14 protein-coding genes are annotated in these 14,706 nt (G+C 51.3%); 6 read left to right on the top strand and 8 right to left on the bottom strand.

The genetic code is table 11. The annotated features are described in order from the left end of the window. Positions 1-17 precede the first annotated feature (17 nt). Positions 18-1,016, top strand: coding sequence for an arsenosugar biosynthesis radical SAM (seleno)protein ArsS (gene arsS, locus FEK30_RS11530; protein ID WP_138073260.1), 999 nt, complete (start codon positions 18-20; stop codon positions 1,014-1,016). A gap of 79 nt (positions 1,017-1,095) precedes the next feature. On the opposite strand, the gene FEK30_RS11525 is transcribed toward arsS, so the two are convergent. Continuing rightward, complete coding sequence (locus tag FEK30_RS11525; protein WP_138073259.1) at positions 1,096-1,722, bottom strand: DedA family protein; 627 nt, start codon at positions 1,720-1,722, stop codon at positions 1,096-1,098. Between the two features lie 176 nt (positions 1,723-1,898). Here FEK30_RS11525 and FEK30_RS11520 point away from each other — a divergent pair, with 176 nt between their 5' ends. From FEK30_RS11520 to opcA, 4 genes are all read left to right on the top strand, one after another. Then, a complete protein-coding gene (locus tag FEK30_RS11520; RefSeq protein ID WP_138073258.1) occupies positions 1,899-3,281 on the top strand; it encodes an efflux RND transporter periplasmic adaptor subunit in 1,383 nt (460 codons plus the stop codon). Positions 3,282-3,720: 439 nt separating this feature from the next. Further along, positions 3,721-4,866: a transaldolase gene (gene tal, locus FEK30_RS11515; RefSeq protein WP_030007169.1), complete on the top strand. Its 1,146-nt coding sequence runs from the start codon at positions 3,721-3,723 to the stop codon at positions 4,864-4,866. A gap of 95 nt (positions 4,867-4,961) precedes the next feature. Continuing rightward, on the top strand, positions 4,962-6,491 hold the full coding sequence (zwf, locus tag FEK30_RS11510; protein WP_030007170.1) for a glucose-6-phosphate dehydrogenase: 1,530 nt from the start codon (positions 4,962-4,964) through the stop codon (positions 6,489-6,491). A 118-nt stretch (positions 6,492-6,609) separates the two neighbouring features. Beyond that, positions 6,610-7,947 (top strand): glucose-6-phosphate dehydrogenase assembly protein OpcA, encoded by a 1,338-nt coding sequence (gene opcA, locus FEK30_RS11505; RefSeq protein ID WP_065710675.1) that lies wholly within the window; start codon positions 6,610-6,612, stop codon positions 7,945-7,947. Between the two features lie 17 nt (positions 7,948-7,964). Here the strand turns inward: opcA and FEK30_RS11500 are convergent, their stop codons facing one another. Beyond that, on the bottom strand, positions 7,965-8,627 hold the full coding sequence (locus tag FEK30_RS11500; RefSeq protein WP_012307071.1) for a Crp/Fnr family transcriptional regulator: 663 nt from the start codon (positions 8,625-8,627) through the stop codon (positions 7,965-7,967). A gap of 146 nt (positions 8,628-8,773) precedes the next feature. Here FEK30_RS11500 and FEK30_RS11495 point away from each other — a divergent pair, with 146 nt between their 5' ends. Continuing rightward, positions 8,774-9,517 (top strand): hypothetical protein, encoded by a 744-nt coding sequence (locus tag FEK30_RS11495; RefSeq protein WP_138073257.1) that lies wholly within the window; start codon positions 8,774-8,776, stop codon positions 9,515-9,517. A 305-nt stretch (positions 9,518-9,822) separates the two neighbouring features. Here FEK30_RS11495 and FEK30_RS11490 read toward each other — a convergent pair whose 3' ends face one another. Genes FEK30_RS11490 through FEK30_RS11465 form a run of 6 tightly spaced genes read right to left on the bottom strand, consistent with a single transcriptional unit; the run spans position 9,823 to position 14,669 of the window. Continuing rightward, a complete protein-coding gene (locus FEK30_RS11490; protein ID WP_030007174.1) occupies positions 9,823-10,932 on the bottom strand; it encodes an ABC transporter permease in 1,110 nt (369 codons plus the stop codon). 37 nt (positions 10,933-10,969) lie between these two features. Next, positions 10,970-11,464, bottom strand: a complete 495-nt coding sequence (locus tag FEK30_RS11485; RefSeq protein ID WP_138073256.1) for a salt stress protein, Slr1339 family — start codon at positions 11,462-11,464, stop codon at positions 10,970-10,972. Between the two features lie 58 nt (positions 11,465-11,522). After that, a complete protein-coding gene (gene aat / locus FEK30_RS11480) occupies positions 11,523-12,110 on the bottom strand; it encodes a leucyl/phenylalanyl-tRNA--protein transferase (RefSeq protein ID WP_012307067.1) in 588 nt (195 codons plus the stop codon). Between the two features lie 51 nt (positions 12,111-12,161). Continuing rightward, positions 12,162-12,830, bottom strand: a complete 669-nt coding sequence (locus tag FEK30_RS11475; RefSeq protein WP_030007176.1) for a response regulator transcription factor — start codon at positions 12,828-12,830, stop codon at positions 12,162-12,164. Next, entirely contained in the window at positions 12,796-14,307 is a 1,512-nt protein-coding gene (locus FEK30_RS11470) for a sensor histidine kinase (RefSeq protein WP_030007177.1), read from the bottom strand. Before FEK30_RS11470 ends, FEK30_RS11475 begins: the two co-directional genes overlap by 35 nt. Beyond that, positions 14,307-14,669 carry a hypothetical protein gene (locus tag FEK30_RS11465; RefSeq protein ID WP_012307064.1) on the bottom strand — a complete coding sequence of 121 codons (363 nt, stop codon included), beginning with the start codon at positions 14,667-14,669 and terminating at the stop codon, positions 14,307-14,309. The genes FEK30_RS11470 and FEK30_RS11465 overlap by 1 nt, the downstream gene beginning before the upstream one ends. Positions 14,670-14,706 lie beyond the last annotated feature (37 nt).

The raw sequence follows: 14,706 nt of genomic DNA, 5'->3' as shown, positions 1-14,706 counted from the left end.
CTGTTATCCCAATCACCATGGTTCAAACCCCAACCCAAACTGCAATCCCAGCTTTTCAGAAAACCTTGGGTCAACCCCTAAGCAAAACCCCCATCAGCACTCTCCAAATTAACCTCGGCAAAAAATGTAACCTCGCCTGTACCCATTGCCATGTTGAGGCCGGCCCGAAGCGCACCGAGGCACTCAGCCCAGAAATTTGTGCCCAATTGATCCAACTGATTCGCACCTTTCCCCAAATTCAAACGGTGGATCTCACGGGGGGAGCACCGGAAATGCACGATGGGTTCCGGCAACTGGTGGCTGCAGCACGGGAAACAGGGAAAGATGTGATTGTGCGCTCAAACCTAACCATTTTTTTCGTGCCTGGGTACGAAAATTTACCCGCCTATTTTGCGGAAAATCAGGTACGAGTGGTGGCTTCCCTGCCCTGTTATTTAGAAGATAACGTCGATCACCAACGGGGTGCGGGAGTGTACCAAGATTGTATTGCGGCCCTACAACGATTAAATGCCTTGGGTTATGGCCGAGATCCCGCCCTAGTCTTGGATTTGGTTTACAATCCGCCCGTGCCCCGGAACCAAGACTTTTCCCTCACGCCCAATCAAGCGAACCTAGAGCAGGATTACAAAGCTTATTTAGCACGCCATTTTCAAATTCAGTTTAATCACCTGTTTACGATCACAAATTTACCCATTGGCCGCGTAAAAAATTATCTCCAGGCCCATGCGCTCTATAAACCCTATCTCAGCTTTTTGGCGGCACATCACAACGGGACGACAGTGCCTAATCTCATGTGTCGTAGTCAGCTTTCTGTGGATTATGAAGGCAATATTTTCGATTGTGATTTTAACCAGATGGAAGCTCTACCAGCCCGCACTCCCGACGGCCAACCGGTAACGGTGCGGCACCTCCTAGAGGCAGAATCTTTAGATGTCATTGAAACGGTGGCGACGAAACCCTATTGCTATGGTTGCACAGCGGGAAGTGGCTCGAGTTGTGGTGGTGCTTTGAGCTAAGAGACTATCCACTGAATCATTAGGGGTGACTGGCGAGCGGCTTGCTGGGGTAGACGAGAAAACTTGAAGATTTCGCGGCTTATTTTTCCGGTTGGTTGCGGGGGCGATACTCCAACCACAGGGGAACAATAATCCAGGCCGCGACGAGGGCAAAAACAAGGAGACCGAATTTCGCCATGAACCGCAACACATCCGCCAGGGGCATGATGCGTCCGAGAAAATAGGGGAGCGTCACCGTCACTGTTCCCCAGGCGATCGCCCCCGCTAAATTGCACAGCAGAAAGATCGGCCAGGCCATCCCCACAATGCCGGCGAAGGGAGCGGCAAAAATCCGAAAAAAGGTGATAAACCGACCAACAAAAACAGCTTTAGGGGCATTTTCTAAAAACTTTTGCTTCGTTTCGGCGAGCTTTTCGTCACTAATTTTAAAAATATGGGCCACTTTCTGGAGCAGCGGCAATCCACCCCACTTCCCTGCTAGGTAGCCGATATTATTGCCGATGAATGATCCGGCGATCGCCCCACACAAAACCCAGCGGTATTGTAGCTCGCCACTCCCGGCAAAAAAGCCCCCCAGCAAGGTTAACGCTTCTCCGGGGAGGGGGATACCCATATTTTCCAGGCCGATGCCGATAAAAACAGACCAATAGCCATACTCTGTGACGAGGGTTTGCAGGGTTTCTAGGGAAATCAACTCAAGGGTCATGGAGAAAATTTAAGACAATGTTTATATTTTGACACTCCTTTTCGGCGGACGGGGGCCGCCACTGTAACTTTCGGGGTGGGTTGTCACCCAAGTTTCTGGGGACTTCTGGCGAAAGCCACCAAATCAGCCCAAAATTTTTTAAGATAATTATTAAGCAATATTACAAATATCCCATCGTGACCCAACTCGCCCCGAAACCGGATCCGACTGATAATCCAGCGATCGCCTCTCAATCGAAGCGGCTACCCTGGCTTGGTTTGGTGGTCGGAATTTTAATCGGGGCGATCGCCACCTATGTGGGGGGGCAATTTTCCAGCTCCCAACCCGAAGAAACCTCATCCGCCCCAACGACAAATCCCAATCAAGCCCCTGGGCGAGCTGTCACGACCTTGACCCTCGAACCCCAGGCGATCGCCAAAACCATGGCGATTGTGGGCACCGTTACCCCCGCCGAGATTGTGGCAGTTACGGCGGCCCGTTCGGGTCTCCAGATTACTAATCTTTTGGTGGATGAAGGGGACAATGTTCAAGCCGGTCAACTGCTGGCCCAACTGGATAATGCCACCCTCCAGGCAGAACTCCGTCAAGCCCAAGCCCAGGTCGCCCAAGCCCAAGCCCGCCTCGCCGAACTCAGAGCCGGAGCCCGCTCCGAAGAACTTGCCCGCGCCCAGGAACAAGTGAACCAAGCCAGGGCTGCCCTCGGTCGGAGCCAAGCGGATCTCAAGCTGAGCGAACAACGCCTACAACGAAACCAAGAATTATTTGAAGCTGGGGCGATCGCCGCCGATACCCTCGATGAGACCCGCACCCGTCGCGATGGTGCCGCCGCCAGTGTCAGTCAAAATCAGGCCACATTACGGGAAGCCGAACAACGCCTGCAAGAATTGCGCCGTGGCCCCCGTCTTGAAACCCTGGCCCAGGCAGAAGCCCAACTACAACAGGCCCAGGCCCAGGTTAGCCTAGTGACCACCCGGTTACGGGAGACCCAAGTCCGAGCACCGCGCTCCGGTAAAATCCTCGAAAAATTCGCTCAACTCGGTGATCTCAGTGCTGCCAATGAGCCGTTATTTAATCTTTTAGAAGCAGGGCAATTAGAACTCGAAGCAAACATTCCCGAAACCCAACTGAATCAGGTTGAAATCGGCCAAACCGTTGAAATTACCAGCGATCGCGATCCCAATCTTCAGCTCACGGGGCAGATCCAAGAGATTGTCCCCACCGTTGACCGACAATCCCGCCAGGCGACCCTAAAAATTAGTTTGCCCCCAGGGACAGACCTCAAGCCAGGAATGTTTTTGCGGGGCAATATCATTCTGGCCCAAGCCCAGGGTTTAGGGGTGCCCACGGAGGCTGTGATTCCCCAGGATGGCGAGCAGGCGACGGTTTTCCGGGTGAATAATGACAACACCGTTACCGCCGTCACTGTCCAACTTGGGGAGCTTTTAGACGATGACCAGATTGAAGTTCTAGGGGGGTTGCAAGCGGGCGATCGCCTAGTGGTAAAAGGAGCCCCCTATCTTAAAGATGGGGACGCCATCGAAATCCAACCCTTCCAATAGGCATTTTTTAGCTAGCGAAAATCAAGGTGGTGAAATCTTAAGTTTTAATGTTTTTTTCTAAAGAAAAGTTTTCACTGAAGACGTAATTTTATATTTGTTTAAGAAATGCCAAGGGTTAGGGGAGATTAGCAGCCAAAAAGAGCTTTTCTATGGTCACAACACTGAGCAAAGCAACGCTTTAGGGAAAATTTAACCTGTTTAAAAACAGCCTTTAAAAGAATTCTTTCGTCCCGGTAATTCAGACCCCGGCCCTTGAGGTGAGGTAATCCTCACAAATTAGGTCAAGATTTTTTCAAAAAGTGAAAACTTCCTCAACAATCCCCGGCCACTTTTAAAAAGATCTTGTAAGTTGAGAGTAGTGCCCCCACGCACTGTATCAAAACATTAATACCCACTGCTTGGGGGCGATCGCCGCACACAAAAAAAGGAGTAATGACCTATGGCTACCGCAAACCCGATTATTGATATTGAAGACTATGGTCAAAGTATCTGGATGGATAACCTCAGTCGGGATTTAATCACCTCTGGGGAATTGGCACAATTGATCGACAGTCGGGGGATCCATGGGATTACCTCTAATCCAGCAATTTTTGAAAAGGCGATCGCCGGCAACGAAATTTACGACGAGGCGATCAAGCAGGGCATTGCGGCCGGAAAATCCACCCTCGAAATCTACGAATCCATTGTGTTTGAGGATATCGGTAACGCCTGCGATATTTTTGCGGGGGTCTACGAAAAAACCGACGCCCTCGATGGCTATGTGAGCATCGAAGTTCCCCCCAACATTGCCAAAGACACCGAAAGCACGATCAAAGAAGCCCGCCGCTATTTCAAGGAAATTGGTCGTCCCAACGTAATGATCAAAATCCCCGGTACCCCCGAAGGCTTGCCCGCCGTCACCCAGGCGATCGCCGAAGGCATTAACGTCAACGTCACCCTGCTATTTTCTGTACAAGCCTACATCGACACCGCTTGGGCCTACATCGAAGGACTCGAAAAACGCGCCGCTGCCGGGGAAGATATCAGCAACATTGCCTCCGTTGCCAGCTTCTTCCTCAGCCGCATTGACGTCAACATCGACAATCAACTCGATGCCAAAATTAAATCCGGGGTCAGCGAAGATGTCGCCAGCAAGCTGATCGGTCTCAAAGGAAAAGTGGCGATCGCCAACGCAAAAATTGCCTACCAACATTACCTTGAGATTTTCAGTAGCGACCGTTGGCAAGCCCTCGCTGCGAAAGGCGCGAAACCCCAACGACTCCTCTGGGCCAGCACCGGCACCAAAAATCCCGACTATAGCGATGTAATGTATGTCGATGAACTCGTCGGCGCTGACACCGTCAATACCCTGCCCCCCGACACCATCGAAGCCTGTGCCGACCACTGCGATCCCGCCAACCGCATTACTGCCAACGTCGCCCAAGCCAAACAAATCATTGCCGCCCTCGGTGACGCAGATGTGGCGATCGATCTTGACACTGTAATGGCCGAACTCCTCGAAGAAGGGATCGAAAAATTTATCAAGCCCTTCGAATCCCTCATGGACTCCCTCGAAACCAAAGTCAAACAATTGGCCACTGTCTAACCAAACCCACCCCTAAAGTCTCCTCCATAGGGGATTTTAGGGAGATGTCAAAAATCCCTTTCTGATTACCCCATTGCTCCTTCAAACCCAGCCCTATGGTTGCCTTACAAGAAAATCCCCTCAGAGTCGGACTCCGCCAAGAACGCACCCCAGACCCCCTGATCATCGTTATCTTTGGTGCTTCCGGCGATCTCACCCAGCGTAAACTCGTTCCCTCCCTCTACGCCCTCAAAAAAGATAATTTATTGCCACCGGAGATCACCATTGTCGGTGTCGCTCGGCGGGACTGGAGCCACGATTACTTCCGCGAACAAATGCGCCAGGGCATTGAGGAATTTTCCGACGGCATCGGCAGCGAAGACCTCTGGAACAACTTTGCCGAAGGGCTTTTTTATTGTTCCGGCAATATGGACGACCCCGACAGTTACCAGAAACTTAAAACCTTTTTAGACGAACTCGATCAAAAACGAGGTACCAGGGGTAATCGTGTCTTTTACCTTGCGGTCTCTCCGAAGTTTTTCCCGCCTGGCATCAAAAATCTGGGTGCGGCTGGGATGCTCAATGATCCTCTCAAACACCGCCTCGTCATTGAGAAACCTTTTGGCAAAGATCTCAGTTCTGCCCAAGTTTTAAACAATGTCGTTAAAAACGTCTGCCGTGAAGAACAGGTTTACCGTATTGACCACTACCTCGGCAAAGAAACTGTCCAAAACCTGTTGGTCTTTCGGTTTGCCAACGCCATCTTTGAACCCCTCTGGAATCGCCATTACGTCGATCACGTGCAAATTACCGTCGCCGAGACGGTGGGTGTCGAAGATCGTGCAGGTTATTACGAAACCTCCGGCGCCCTGCGGGATATGTTGCAAAATCACCTGATGCAACTGTTTTGTTTAACGGCGATGGAAGCGCCCAATGCTTTAAATGCCGACAGTATTCGCAGCGAAAAAACCAAGGTATTACAGGCTACCTACCTCGCCGATATCCATAATCTTGATAAATCAGCGATTCGAGGTCAGTACAAAGCAGGTTGGATGAAAGGCAAACCCGTCCCCGGTTACCGGGAAGAATCCGGCGTCAATCCCGAATCAACGACGCCCACCTATGTGGCGATGAAATTTATGGTAGATAATTGGCGCTGGCAAGGGGTGCCTTTCTATCTGCGTACCGGCAAGCGTTTGCCCAAGAAAGTTTCAGAAATTGCGATTCAATTTAAGCAGGTGCCCCTGGCGATCTTCCCATCGGCAGCAAAACAGGCGAATCCCAATACCCTGGCCCTGCGGATTCAACCCAATGAGGGTATTTCCCTACGCTTTGAGGCCAAAATGCCCGGCGCAGATATTAGAACCCGCAGCGTGGATATGGATTTTAGCTATGGAACATCCTTTGCCATGGCCACCCAGGATGCTTACACCCGACTGCTTTTAGATTGTATGGTCGGTGATCAAACTCTCTTTACCCGGGCCGATGAGGTGGAGGAGGCTTGGCGTGTGGTGACACCAGCTCTAGCGGCATGGGATGGGCCAGCGGATCCTAGCAATGTGCCCCAATATGAGGCGGGGACTTGGGAACCGACAGAAGCGGAATTTTTGATTAATCGGGATGGTCGCCGTTGGCGTCGGTTGTAAAGGCGAATTTCCAATTTTAGGGAACAGATATCGGCTCTCAGTGTTTGTTTATTTTTGATTTCTTAATTCTTTTCGCACGCAAATTTCGCAAAAAACTCTCTAAGCAATCTCTGGAAAAATTATGACTATTTCAGCACCCCTTGTTTCTTTGCAAGCTCCGAAGGATGTCTCGATTGAGGAGATTGAAGCGGAACTGGCACAACTCTGGCAAAATTACCGCTCCGATGAGGGCATGAGTGCCACCCGGGCCACCACCTTTAGTTTTTTGGTCTATGAGCCGGACGATTCCCAAGCATTGTTGGCAAGTTTAGGATTTTATTCGGGGCCAATCGATGGGATCGCTGGTTCGCGCACGGTGGCAGCAATCCGGGCTGCTCAAAAAGCCTATGGTTTTGAGGAAACCGGTAAGATTTCACCGGAATTACTCGCGAAGCTCCGGGAAATGTGGGAGTGCCAGAGTCAGGACCAAGGCTGCCAACCGTTGACCTATTCGGCCGATCTGAGTAGTTCTGGGGTGGCCGATGCGATCGCCGCTGCGAATCCCTGTCGAATCATTACCCTTTGTCCCACCACCGGTGAAGATGAAGGCGTTTCCGCCCAGGTTTCCGCCTATTGTCCGATTAATAAACGGGGCGGTAGCACCCTTGTTTGTTGCGAGTACATTACCCTGAGTGGCACAGCGGCAGCCCTAGAGCGCATTGGGGGCCTAATTACGGCTTTGATGGTGCGGGATTTGCCAAAATTCATCTGGTGGAAGGCAGTGCCAGATAGCAACTATGGCCTCTTTCAACGGTTGATGGCCGAAGCAGATACCCTCATCCTCGACTCCAGTGGTTTCCGGGATGCCGAAGCAGATCTCAAGGTTGTGTGCGAACTGTTGCAGCAGGGCACCAACACCGCCGATCTCAATTGGAGTCGTTTAGCAGCTTGGCAAGAGTTAACTGCCGCTGCCTTTGACCCCCCAGAACGACGGGAAGCCATCTGGGATGTAGACCATGTGACCCTCAACTACGAAAAAGGGAATGCCACCCAAGCGATTTTGTTTTTAGGCTGGCTCGCCAGTCGCCTCGGCTGGAATCCGACAGACATCGAACGGGAATCAGGGGACTATGAGATTCACCGCATTCGTTTTGGCGATCGCCACAAAAAAGCAATTACGGCTGAACTAGTAGGTCTACCCATGGCCGATGTGGGGGATATCGTCGGCGATCTCGTGAGCCTCAAACTCACCTCCAATAACCTTGATGCCGATTGTTGCACCGTGATTTGTTCAGAAACCTCTGGCTGTATGCACATGGAATCGGGTGGTGGTGCGCAATCCTGCCGCATTGAACAGGTCACCCCCTTGGCTGATCAAGCAACCGAGCATCTCCTGGGGCAACAGCTCCAACGCTGGGGCAAAGATGTTCTCTACACCGAAACCATGGAACAGGTGCGTCAAATCCTCGCCCTTTAACCCTTTAAATTTCATTTTCAGTGGCTGAGGCGAACCTGGAACCGATCCGCCTGGGTGAGTTGAATTTTATCCGCTTGCATGAGTTGTTTGAGGAGGCGATTGACCGTTACCTGGGTGGCCCCCAGAACCTCAGACAATTGCTTGCTGGTGAGGGGAAACGGAATCATCATTCCTTCCGGGGAAGGGTTGCCGTGGGTACGCCCCAACATTTCTAGGTATAGCCACAGCCGATCAATGGTTTTGCGTTGGCACAGGAGGGTCTGCTCTAGGCGCTGGTGTTGCTGCTGGTGCCGGAGCGCTTGTAATACGTTGTTTTTTAGGGTGGGCCACTGGTCGAGATCTTCCCAGTAGAGCCAAAAGACTTCTGTTTGATCCACCTGGGCGATCGCCTGGAACGAGATCATCGGACTGCGGTAGATATCAATGGGTTGATCGGCCCCGATAAACGCCAAAATTACCGGTTGCCCATCCAGGGAAAGGGAAGGCTGGAAATGCCGCAGACGACTTTCAAGGCGCACAAATCCTTTCGTGACAAAGTAGAGCAAACCGGGTCGGGTAGGAATGGTTTCTTCCTGGAAAAACGTCCGACTCCGACAGTGGGCGATCGCCCATTCTTGCAAAAACTCTGTGATTAAAGGCGAGTGGGGCTTAATTTCGTCAAGGGCAAAGAACTGAGACATTACTTACATAGATACACAAAAATACGCAAAAAAAGAGTGGATATGAGTGAGCTGATCTTGGGTCGGTTTTAGGGGCCATTAATACGGGCAAAAGCTGCGGAAAGCTCTATCATCCTAAAAGATCCCCCTAGTCCAGGCAAGCGGCAATGGCGTCCATTTCAGTCATAACCCAGGATGGCAATTTAACCAACGATCTTCGCGTACACCTCGCCCAGGCGGGAGGTCTTCCCAACGCCAGTGAAGTTCCGCTCCAGCTCTGTTTCCAACGGCAAAGCATCGGTTTTCGGTCGGCGATCGCCTTAAAATTGGCCGCCCACAGCCACCAGCCTCCCCAGACCATTGCCCAGGCATATCTCGCTCGGCTCACTGCCCCAACGCCGCAATCAGATTCAAAACACCGAACTGCAACGGCGGTATTCACCTATGAGGCGATCGCCACCCCCCAGGGTTGGTTAGAATTTTTTTTGATGCCGACGGAGATTGGCCGCTGGCTCGATCAAATATTACAGCGAGAAAACCTGATTTTCCCTCAGTTGCCCCCAGATCTTTTATTCTCTTGCCATTACCTACAGCAACGCTTCCAAAACCTCAGTCACCTCGCCACTGACTACACCGCTGATACGCCCCAATGGAATTTTGAAAAAACTCTTTTGCCCGCCTGGGAGCAAGCTCTCCTAGAGGCGATCGCCCGTTGTGTCCTAGGGAGTTTCCATCGCTCACCCAAACCCCATCTTTTTGCCGCCCTCGAACAAACTCTCTGGGAAGTACAGCGCCGTTGCCCTCTATTTTATTTTCTCCGTGAAAATCCCACCCAAGGCCGTCATTATTGGCAGTGGTTTGCCTATCTCGCCCAATTTTTAGCCCATTATCTCCCACAATTAGAAAATTAATTTATAAGACTCAAAGGCAGTGGGACGTTAGCTTTCACGCTTTTTTTAATTGGTCTATTTAAAATTTTCGACACAAAACTTGAAAAAAACATGGCAGTTTGAGAAAAGATGGTCTACACTTACAGGTGTGTGAGGAGCGAACCAGAAAGAAGACCGAGACGAAACACGGAAAGTCGCCGGTCTTTTTTCTGTGCCCAACACAAAAATATCCCAGGGTTACATCGCTACGAACAATCACCCCAGGATTCACAACAGTCTTTAGTTTTCTTAAATCAATACACCCCAGCGGCTAGTTGCAACAGGGTTCAGTCTTGGCGGTTTTGGAGGCTCTTTGGATCGAGGGCATCCCGTAGCCCGTCACCGAGCAGGTTAAAGGCCAGCACCGTCACGATAATCAAAATTGCCGGCGACCACACTAGCCAGGGTTGCAAGACCAAAATAGACGCATTGGTACTCAAAGAGAGCAGATTGCCCCAACTGGGGTCGGGCTGTTGAATGCCGAGGCCAATCAAGCTCAATACCGATTCGGCAATGATAAATCCTGGTACGGCGAGGGTTGCGGAGATAATCGCATAGCTCGCTGTTTGGGGCAGGATATGTTTGGTGATGATGTAGAGCGATCGCCCCCCCGTTGCTTGGGCCGCCTGGACAAATTCTTGGTTTTTAATTGAGAGCACTTGACCCCGGATCACCCGCGCCAGGCCAGACCAACTAATGAAAGAGGTAATCAGCACAATCAAGAGGAATCGCTGGGCACTGGTTAAACTCGCGGGCAGAATCGCCGCCAGGGAAACGAGGAGATAAATTCCCGGAATAGTCATCAACACTTCCACAAAGCGCATCAAGACCGCATCGATCCAGCCGCCAAAATAGCCGGAAATGCCACCGATGAGCATCCCCAAAGGAAAGGAAATGACAATCCCCACCAGGCCGATAAAGAGGCTAATGCGGCCCCCATGGAGTAAGCGGCTAAATTGATCACGCCCCTGTTCGTCGGTGCCAAGGAGATTAAAGCGGGCCTCGCCGACCACCCCAAATAAATGGCGATCGCCCCGGATGCCCGGAAAGATAATTTTTTCCTCGAAGGTCGGGGGCACGGGCAATTTGATCTGGAACAGTTGGTAAGGATCGCCTTTCACAAAGAGGCGCAGCGGTTGGGGGTTATCAGTATCGACAATCAGTTGGCGATCGCCCGTGTCGAGATCCGTCGGCCCCTGGCTGGTGGGATAAACATGGGGGGTGCCATTGCGCCAGTGGATCGCTGTGGGCGGCATTAAAGAACCATCTGCCTGGGACACATAGGGGTCATAAGGAGCAAAAAAATCAGCACCAATGACGAGGACATAAAAGGTGATCAGGATAATTGCGCCCAAACGCGCCAGGGTATTATTTCGAAGTTTGCGCCACCAATCCATAGTTACTGCCAGGGTTGCCAAAAATAATTGTGTCCCCTCATTCTAATGCCTGCAGATACTCGATCGCGGCGGCAAGCTGGGAGTCATAGCCCTCGGCAAAGTCCATAAACCAGAGCCCTTCATTGGAAAGGGGATCTAGTTGCTTGAGCCAAGTTTCGGCTTTGGTGCGCCAATATTTAGCCTGGGCCTGTTTTTGCTTTTCGGCGGCGGCGATCGCCTTGAGGTCTGTTTCCGGGAGGGGCTGTTGGGCTTGCTGCTGCTGTTCGGCAATCAGTCGGTTAATGTCTTGGTACAGACGGTGATTTTTTTCACAATCTTTGAGTTTGTTGGCGGTCGTTTCCTGTTCGAGGGCCTGCAACATGGACGAAAGGCGATCGCCCTGGGATGACTTTTCCCCAGTCGGCTGCGGGCGAGCTTGATATTCCTGCTGGAGCGCCGCTAGGGTTTGATCCAGGCCATTGTCCGGTGGCTGTGGTGCTGCCGCGCGATGTTGATTTTCTAAATCCCGTAGCAAATCATCAAGGGAAGCCATCGTTCAATCCATTGCCGAAGAAATCTCACCTTAATTATAAAAAGATCTTTCCCCTTCTTTAATCCGGCGCAAACTGACACCGCAAACGCACCGCCTGGGCTAACAACCGTCGATAATCCTGGTTATCAATGACATAGGAACCAAATCGCTCTAGGTGTGGATTTTGTAGCTGGGCATCAAACAGAATAAAGCCTTGCCGCCGCAGATGTTCGACTAAAAGAACCATTGCCACCTTGGAACCATTGGGAATTTGAAAAAACATCGACTCCCCGATAAAGGCTCCACCAATGGCGATGCCTAAAATCCCCCCAGCTAATTGATCCCCCCGCCAGGTTTCAAAACTGTGGGCCCACCCCGCTCGGTGCAACGCCCGATAAATGTCTAGTAATTCCGGCGAAATCCAGGTCACATCCCGGTTGGCACAGCCAGCACACACCGCCTCAAAGGCTTGGTTAATTTTGGGGGTAAAAATCTGTTGATTGAGCGATCGCCTCAGGGATTTGGGATAACGAAACCGACCATCTAGGGGAATCAAAGTCCGTTGCCGACTCGAATACCAACCCAAATGCTGTTGCTCATCCGCCATCAGAAAATAGCCCTGGGAATATCCTTCTAAAATTGCTGGCAGATTAAAACGGCTGATCATACATTGCCCACGACGGAATTTTTCAACTGTACCAGGCGATCGCCCTGGCGTTTAGGTCTTGAGGCGATAACCAATGCCCCGCACCGTCTCGATGAGATCACTGCCCAACTTTTTACGGAGATAGCCAATGTACACATCGACGATATTCGAGCCTGGATCGTAATCATAGCCCCACACCTGATCCAAGAGCTGCTGACGGCTGAGGACTTGGTCGGGATGACGGAGCAACGTTTCTAACAGGATAAATTCACGGGTGGGCAACTCTAACCAAACATCCCCTTGCCTAACCCGCCGCGCCTTGAGATCTAGCTCCAACGTCTGGGTTTTCAGACACATCGGTTCCGGGGTCGCCCTTGGGGTAAAGGTGCGTAACCGCGCTTGGACACGGGCCAGGAGTTCTTTAAAACTAAACGGTTTACCCAAGTAATCGTCGGCACCAAGGTTTAAGCCAGTTACTTTGTCATCGAGGTCATCGCGGGCCGTGAGGATAATAATTGGGGCCGTAACCCCCTGACCGCGCAGATCATGGAGCACCTCTAAACCATCGGCATCAGGCAAGCCTAAATCTAAGATCAACAGGGAAAAGGGATATTGCAAGGCCCAGTCTAGGGCTTCTTTGGCGGTGCTGGCGATGGTCACCGTAAAGCCTTCGCTTTTAAACCCCTTTTGAAGGAAGGAAGCGATTCTAGGTTCGTCTTCGATAATCAGAATCTGGGTCATAGGGAATCGTCAGGGTAAATGTACTGCCTTTGTTGAGTTCGCTTTCGACGGTAATGCTGCCACCATGGGCGATCGCCACCTGTTTAACGATGGCTAACCCCAGGCCTGAGCCTTCTGTGCCCCGTACTTGGCGGCCCCGGGCAAACCGTTCAAAAATCCGTGTTTGGTCAGCGGCGGCAATTCCCTGCCCACTATCTTGTAACCAAAATTGTAAATTTTTCCCGGTGCGAGTGACCCCTAGGCAAATTTCGTCATGGGGTTGGGTGTGTTGAACGGCGTTTTGGGCGAGGTTAATCAGTGCTTGGGTTAACCGTTGGCGATCGCCCCAGAGAATCCCCGTCACCATTCCCTGCCGTTGCCATTGGCGAGGACTAGACGTTAAAGCCGTAATTTTCGTGTAGAGCTCTTCTAAAAACGACTCTATATCAATCGGCTCATAATGCAAAAAATTAGGCCGCTCCAACTTCGCCAACAGGATCAACTCCTGCACCAGTCGGCCCATGCGATCCAGTTCATCTACAACCAATTCCACTGTTTTTTGTTCTTCGAGGGAAAGATTGGCGATCGCCATCAATTCCAAATGCCCCCGAATAATCGTGATCGGCGTACGCAGTTCATGGCCCACATCATTGAGAAACTGCCGCTGATTTTCAAAGGCCGTTTCCAGTCGGTCTAGCATCGAGTTAAAAGCCTGGGCTAAATTGGCCAATTCCCCCTGGGTGGTGATGGGAATCCGTCGCGTCAGGTTGGATTCATTAATGCTTGTTGCCGTTTTCAAAATTAAAGTTAGGGGCGCTAAAACCCGCCCTGCAATCACCGCACTCACCGCGATGGACAAACAAAAAACCCCGATCAACGTCGCAAAAACAATTTTTAAAGACGTGAGAGTTTCATTGTGTTCCCCCGCCACGGCATGGACAGCAATAAAGCGCCCCAGAATATCCCCTGTCTCATTTTCGATGGGGAGCGCCACATACAAAATGTCCCCCGTTTCCGAATTGGGACGCGGATCAACTCCCTCTTCCCAGCGGTTTACCTGGGCCAAGCGTTGCAAAAGAGAAGAATCTGCCTGGAGGGTCGGCGGTAGTGCTTCGGGGCTAGAGCGATAAAATTCCTCAGCAATCACGCCAACGATAAAAGTGTCGTCCTCCGGTACCCGACGGGCCAGATACAGATTAAACAGAGAAATCAAATCCGCCGGAGTAGAGAGGGGCAAAATCTCGGTTTCTCGGAGGGCAAGCCGTTGTTTCACTTGGGGGTCATTGTTCAGTAAACCCTCAAACAAATACACATCTTCCTTGAGATCATTTCTCACCCGCTGGTTAATGTTGCTAAATACCAAGTGCAACATCAGGGGAAAGGAAATGGCCAGGAACCCCGATAACAGCAGTAAATACCAGAAAAAAACGCGACCCCGAACCGAGAGAAAATGGATTCGCAGCAGTTTAAGCCATTGTTTGGGGGAAAAGACGACCATTAACGCTGGAATAGGGAGCGTTGGGGTAGGGGGCGTTCAATAATACCGGCCACTTGGGTCGCGGCATTGAGATTAAGACTCAGGGCTTGTTTTGCCCAAATATTACCTTGAATCACTGCGCCATTGGCAATGAGGGTTCCCCTAGGTTGGACGACGACATCACCCCGTACGGTAGTTTGCCGGAGAATGCAGGTGGCTCCGGAAGGGACTTCGAGATCCCCAATGGCGATCGCCCCTAAACTTCCTTTACATTGGGTCGCTTGGGCGAGCACGGGGAAGAGTCCGAAAACCCCCATGGCAAAGGCCACGCCCAGTCCCAATCGGCAAAACGGGGATTGTAAATAATGCTGATACTGACCCATGGGAAAATAGCTAATTTTTAAAGGATAGGGATTGTCG

Source organism: Picosynechococcus sp. PCC 11901 (assembly GCF_005577135.1).
Classification (GTDB): domain Bacteria; phylum Cyanobacteriota; class Cyanobacteriia; order Cyanobacteriales; family MRBY01; genus MRBY01.
The sequence above is the reverse complement of the archived record's forward strand: the minus strand, read 5'-3'. Positions and strand labels throughout refer to the sequence as shown.

Coding starts and splice junctions, on each gene's coding strand:
- arsS (WP_138073260.1), top strand. CDS start 18: ATGGTTCAAACCCCAACCCAAACTGCAATCCCAGCTTTTCAGAAAACC.
- FEK30_RS11525 (WP_138073259.1), bottom strand. CDS start 1,722: ATGACCCTTGAGTTGATTTCCCTAGAAACCCTGCAAACCCTCGTCACA.
- tal (WP_030007169.1), top strand. CDS start 3,721: ATGGCTACCGCAAACCCGATTATTGATATTGAAGACTATGGTCAAAGT.
- zwf (WP_030007170.1), top strand. CDS start 4,962: ATGGTTGCCTTACAAGAAAATCCCCTCAGAGTCGGACTCCGCCAAGAA.
- FEK30_RS11500 (WP_012307071.1), bottom strand. CDS start 8,627: ATGTCTCAGTTCTTTGCCCTTGACGAAATTAAGCCCCACTCGCCTTTA.
- FEK30_RS11495 (WP_138073257.1), top strand. CDS start 8,774: ATGGCGTCCATTTCAGTCATAACCCAGGATGGCAATTTAACCAACGAT.
- FEK30_RS11490 (WP_030007174.1), bottom strand. CDS start 10,932: ATGGATTGGTGGCGCAAACTTCGAAATAATACCCTGGCGCGTTTGGGC.
- FEK30_RS11485 (WP_138073256.1), bottom strand. CDS start 11,464: ATGGCTTCCCTTGATGATTTGCTACGGGATTTAGAAAATCAACATCGC.
- aat (WP_012307067.1), bottom strand. CDS start 12,110: ATGATCAGCCGTTTTAATCTGCCAGCAATTTTAGAAGGATATTCCCAG.
- FEK30_RS11475 (WP_030007176.1), bottom strand. CDS start 12,830: ATGACCCAGATTCTGATTATCGAAGACGAACCTAGAATCGCTTCCTTC.
- FEK30_RS11470 (WP_030007177.1), bottom strand. CDS start 14,307: ATGGTCGTCTTTTCCCCCAAACAATGGCTTAAACTGCTGCGAATCCAT.
- FEK30_RS11465 (WP_012307064.1), bottom strand. CDS start 14,669: ATGGGTCAGTATCAGCATTATTTACAATCCCCGTTTTGCCGATTGGGA.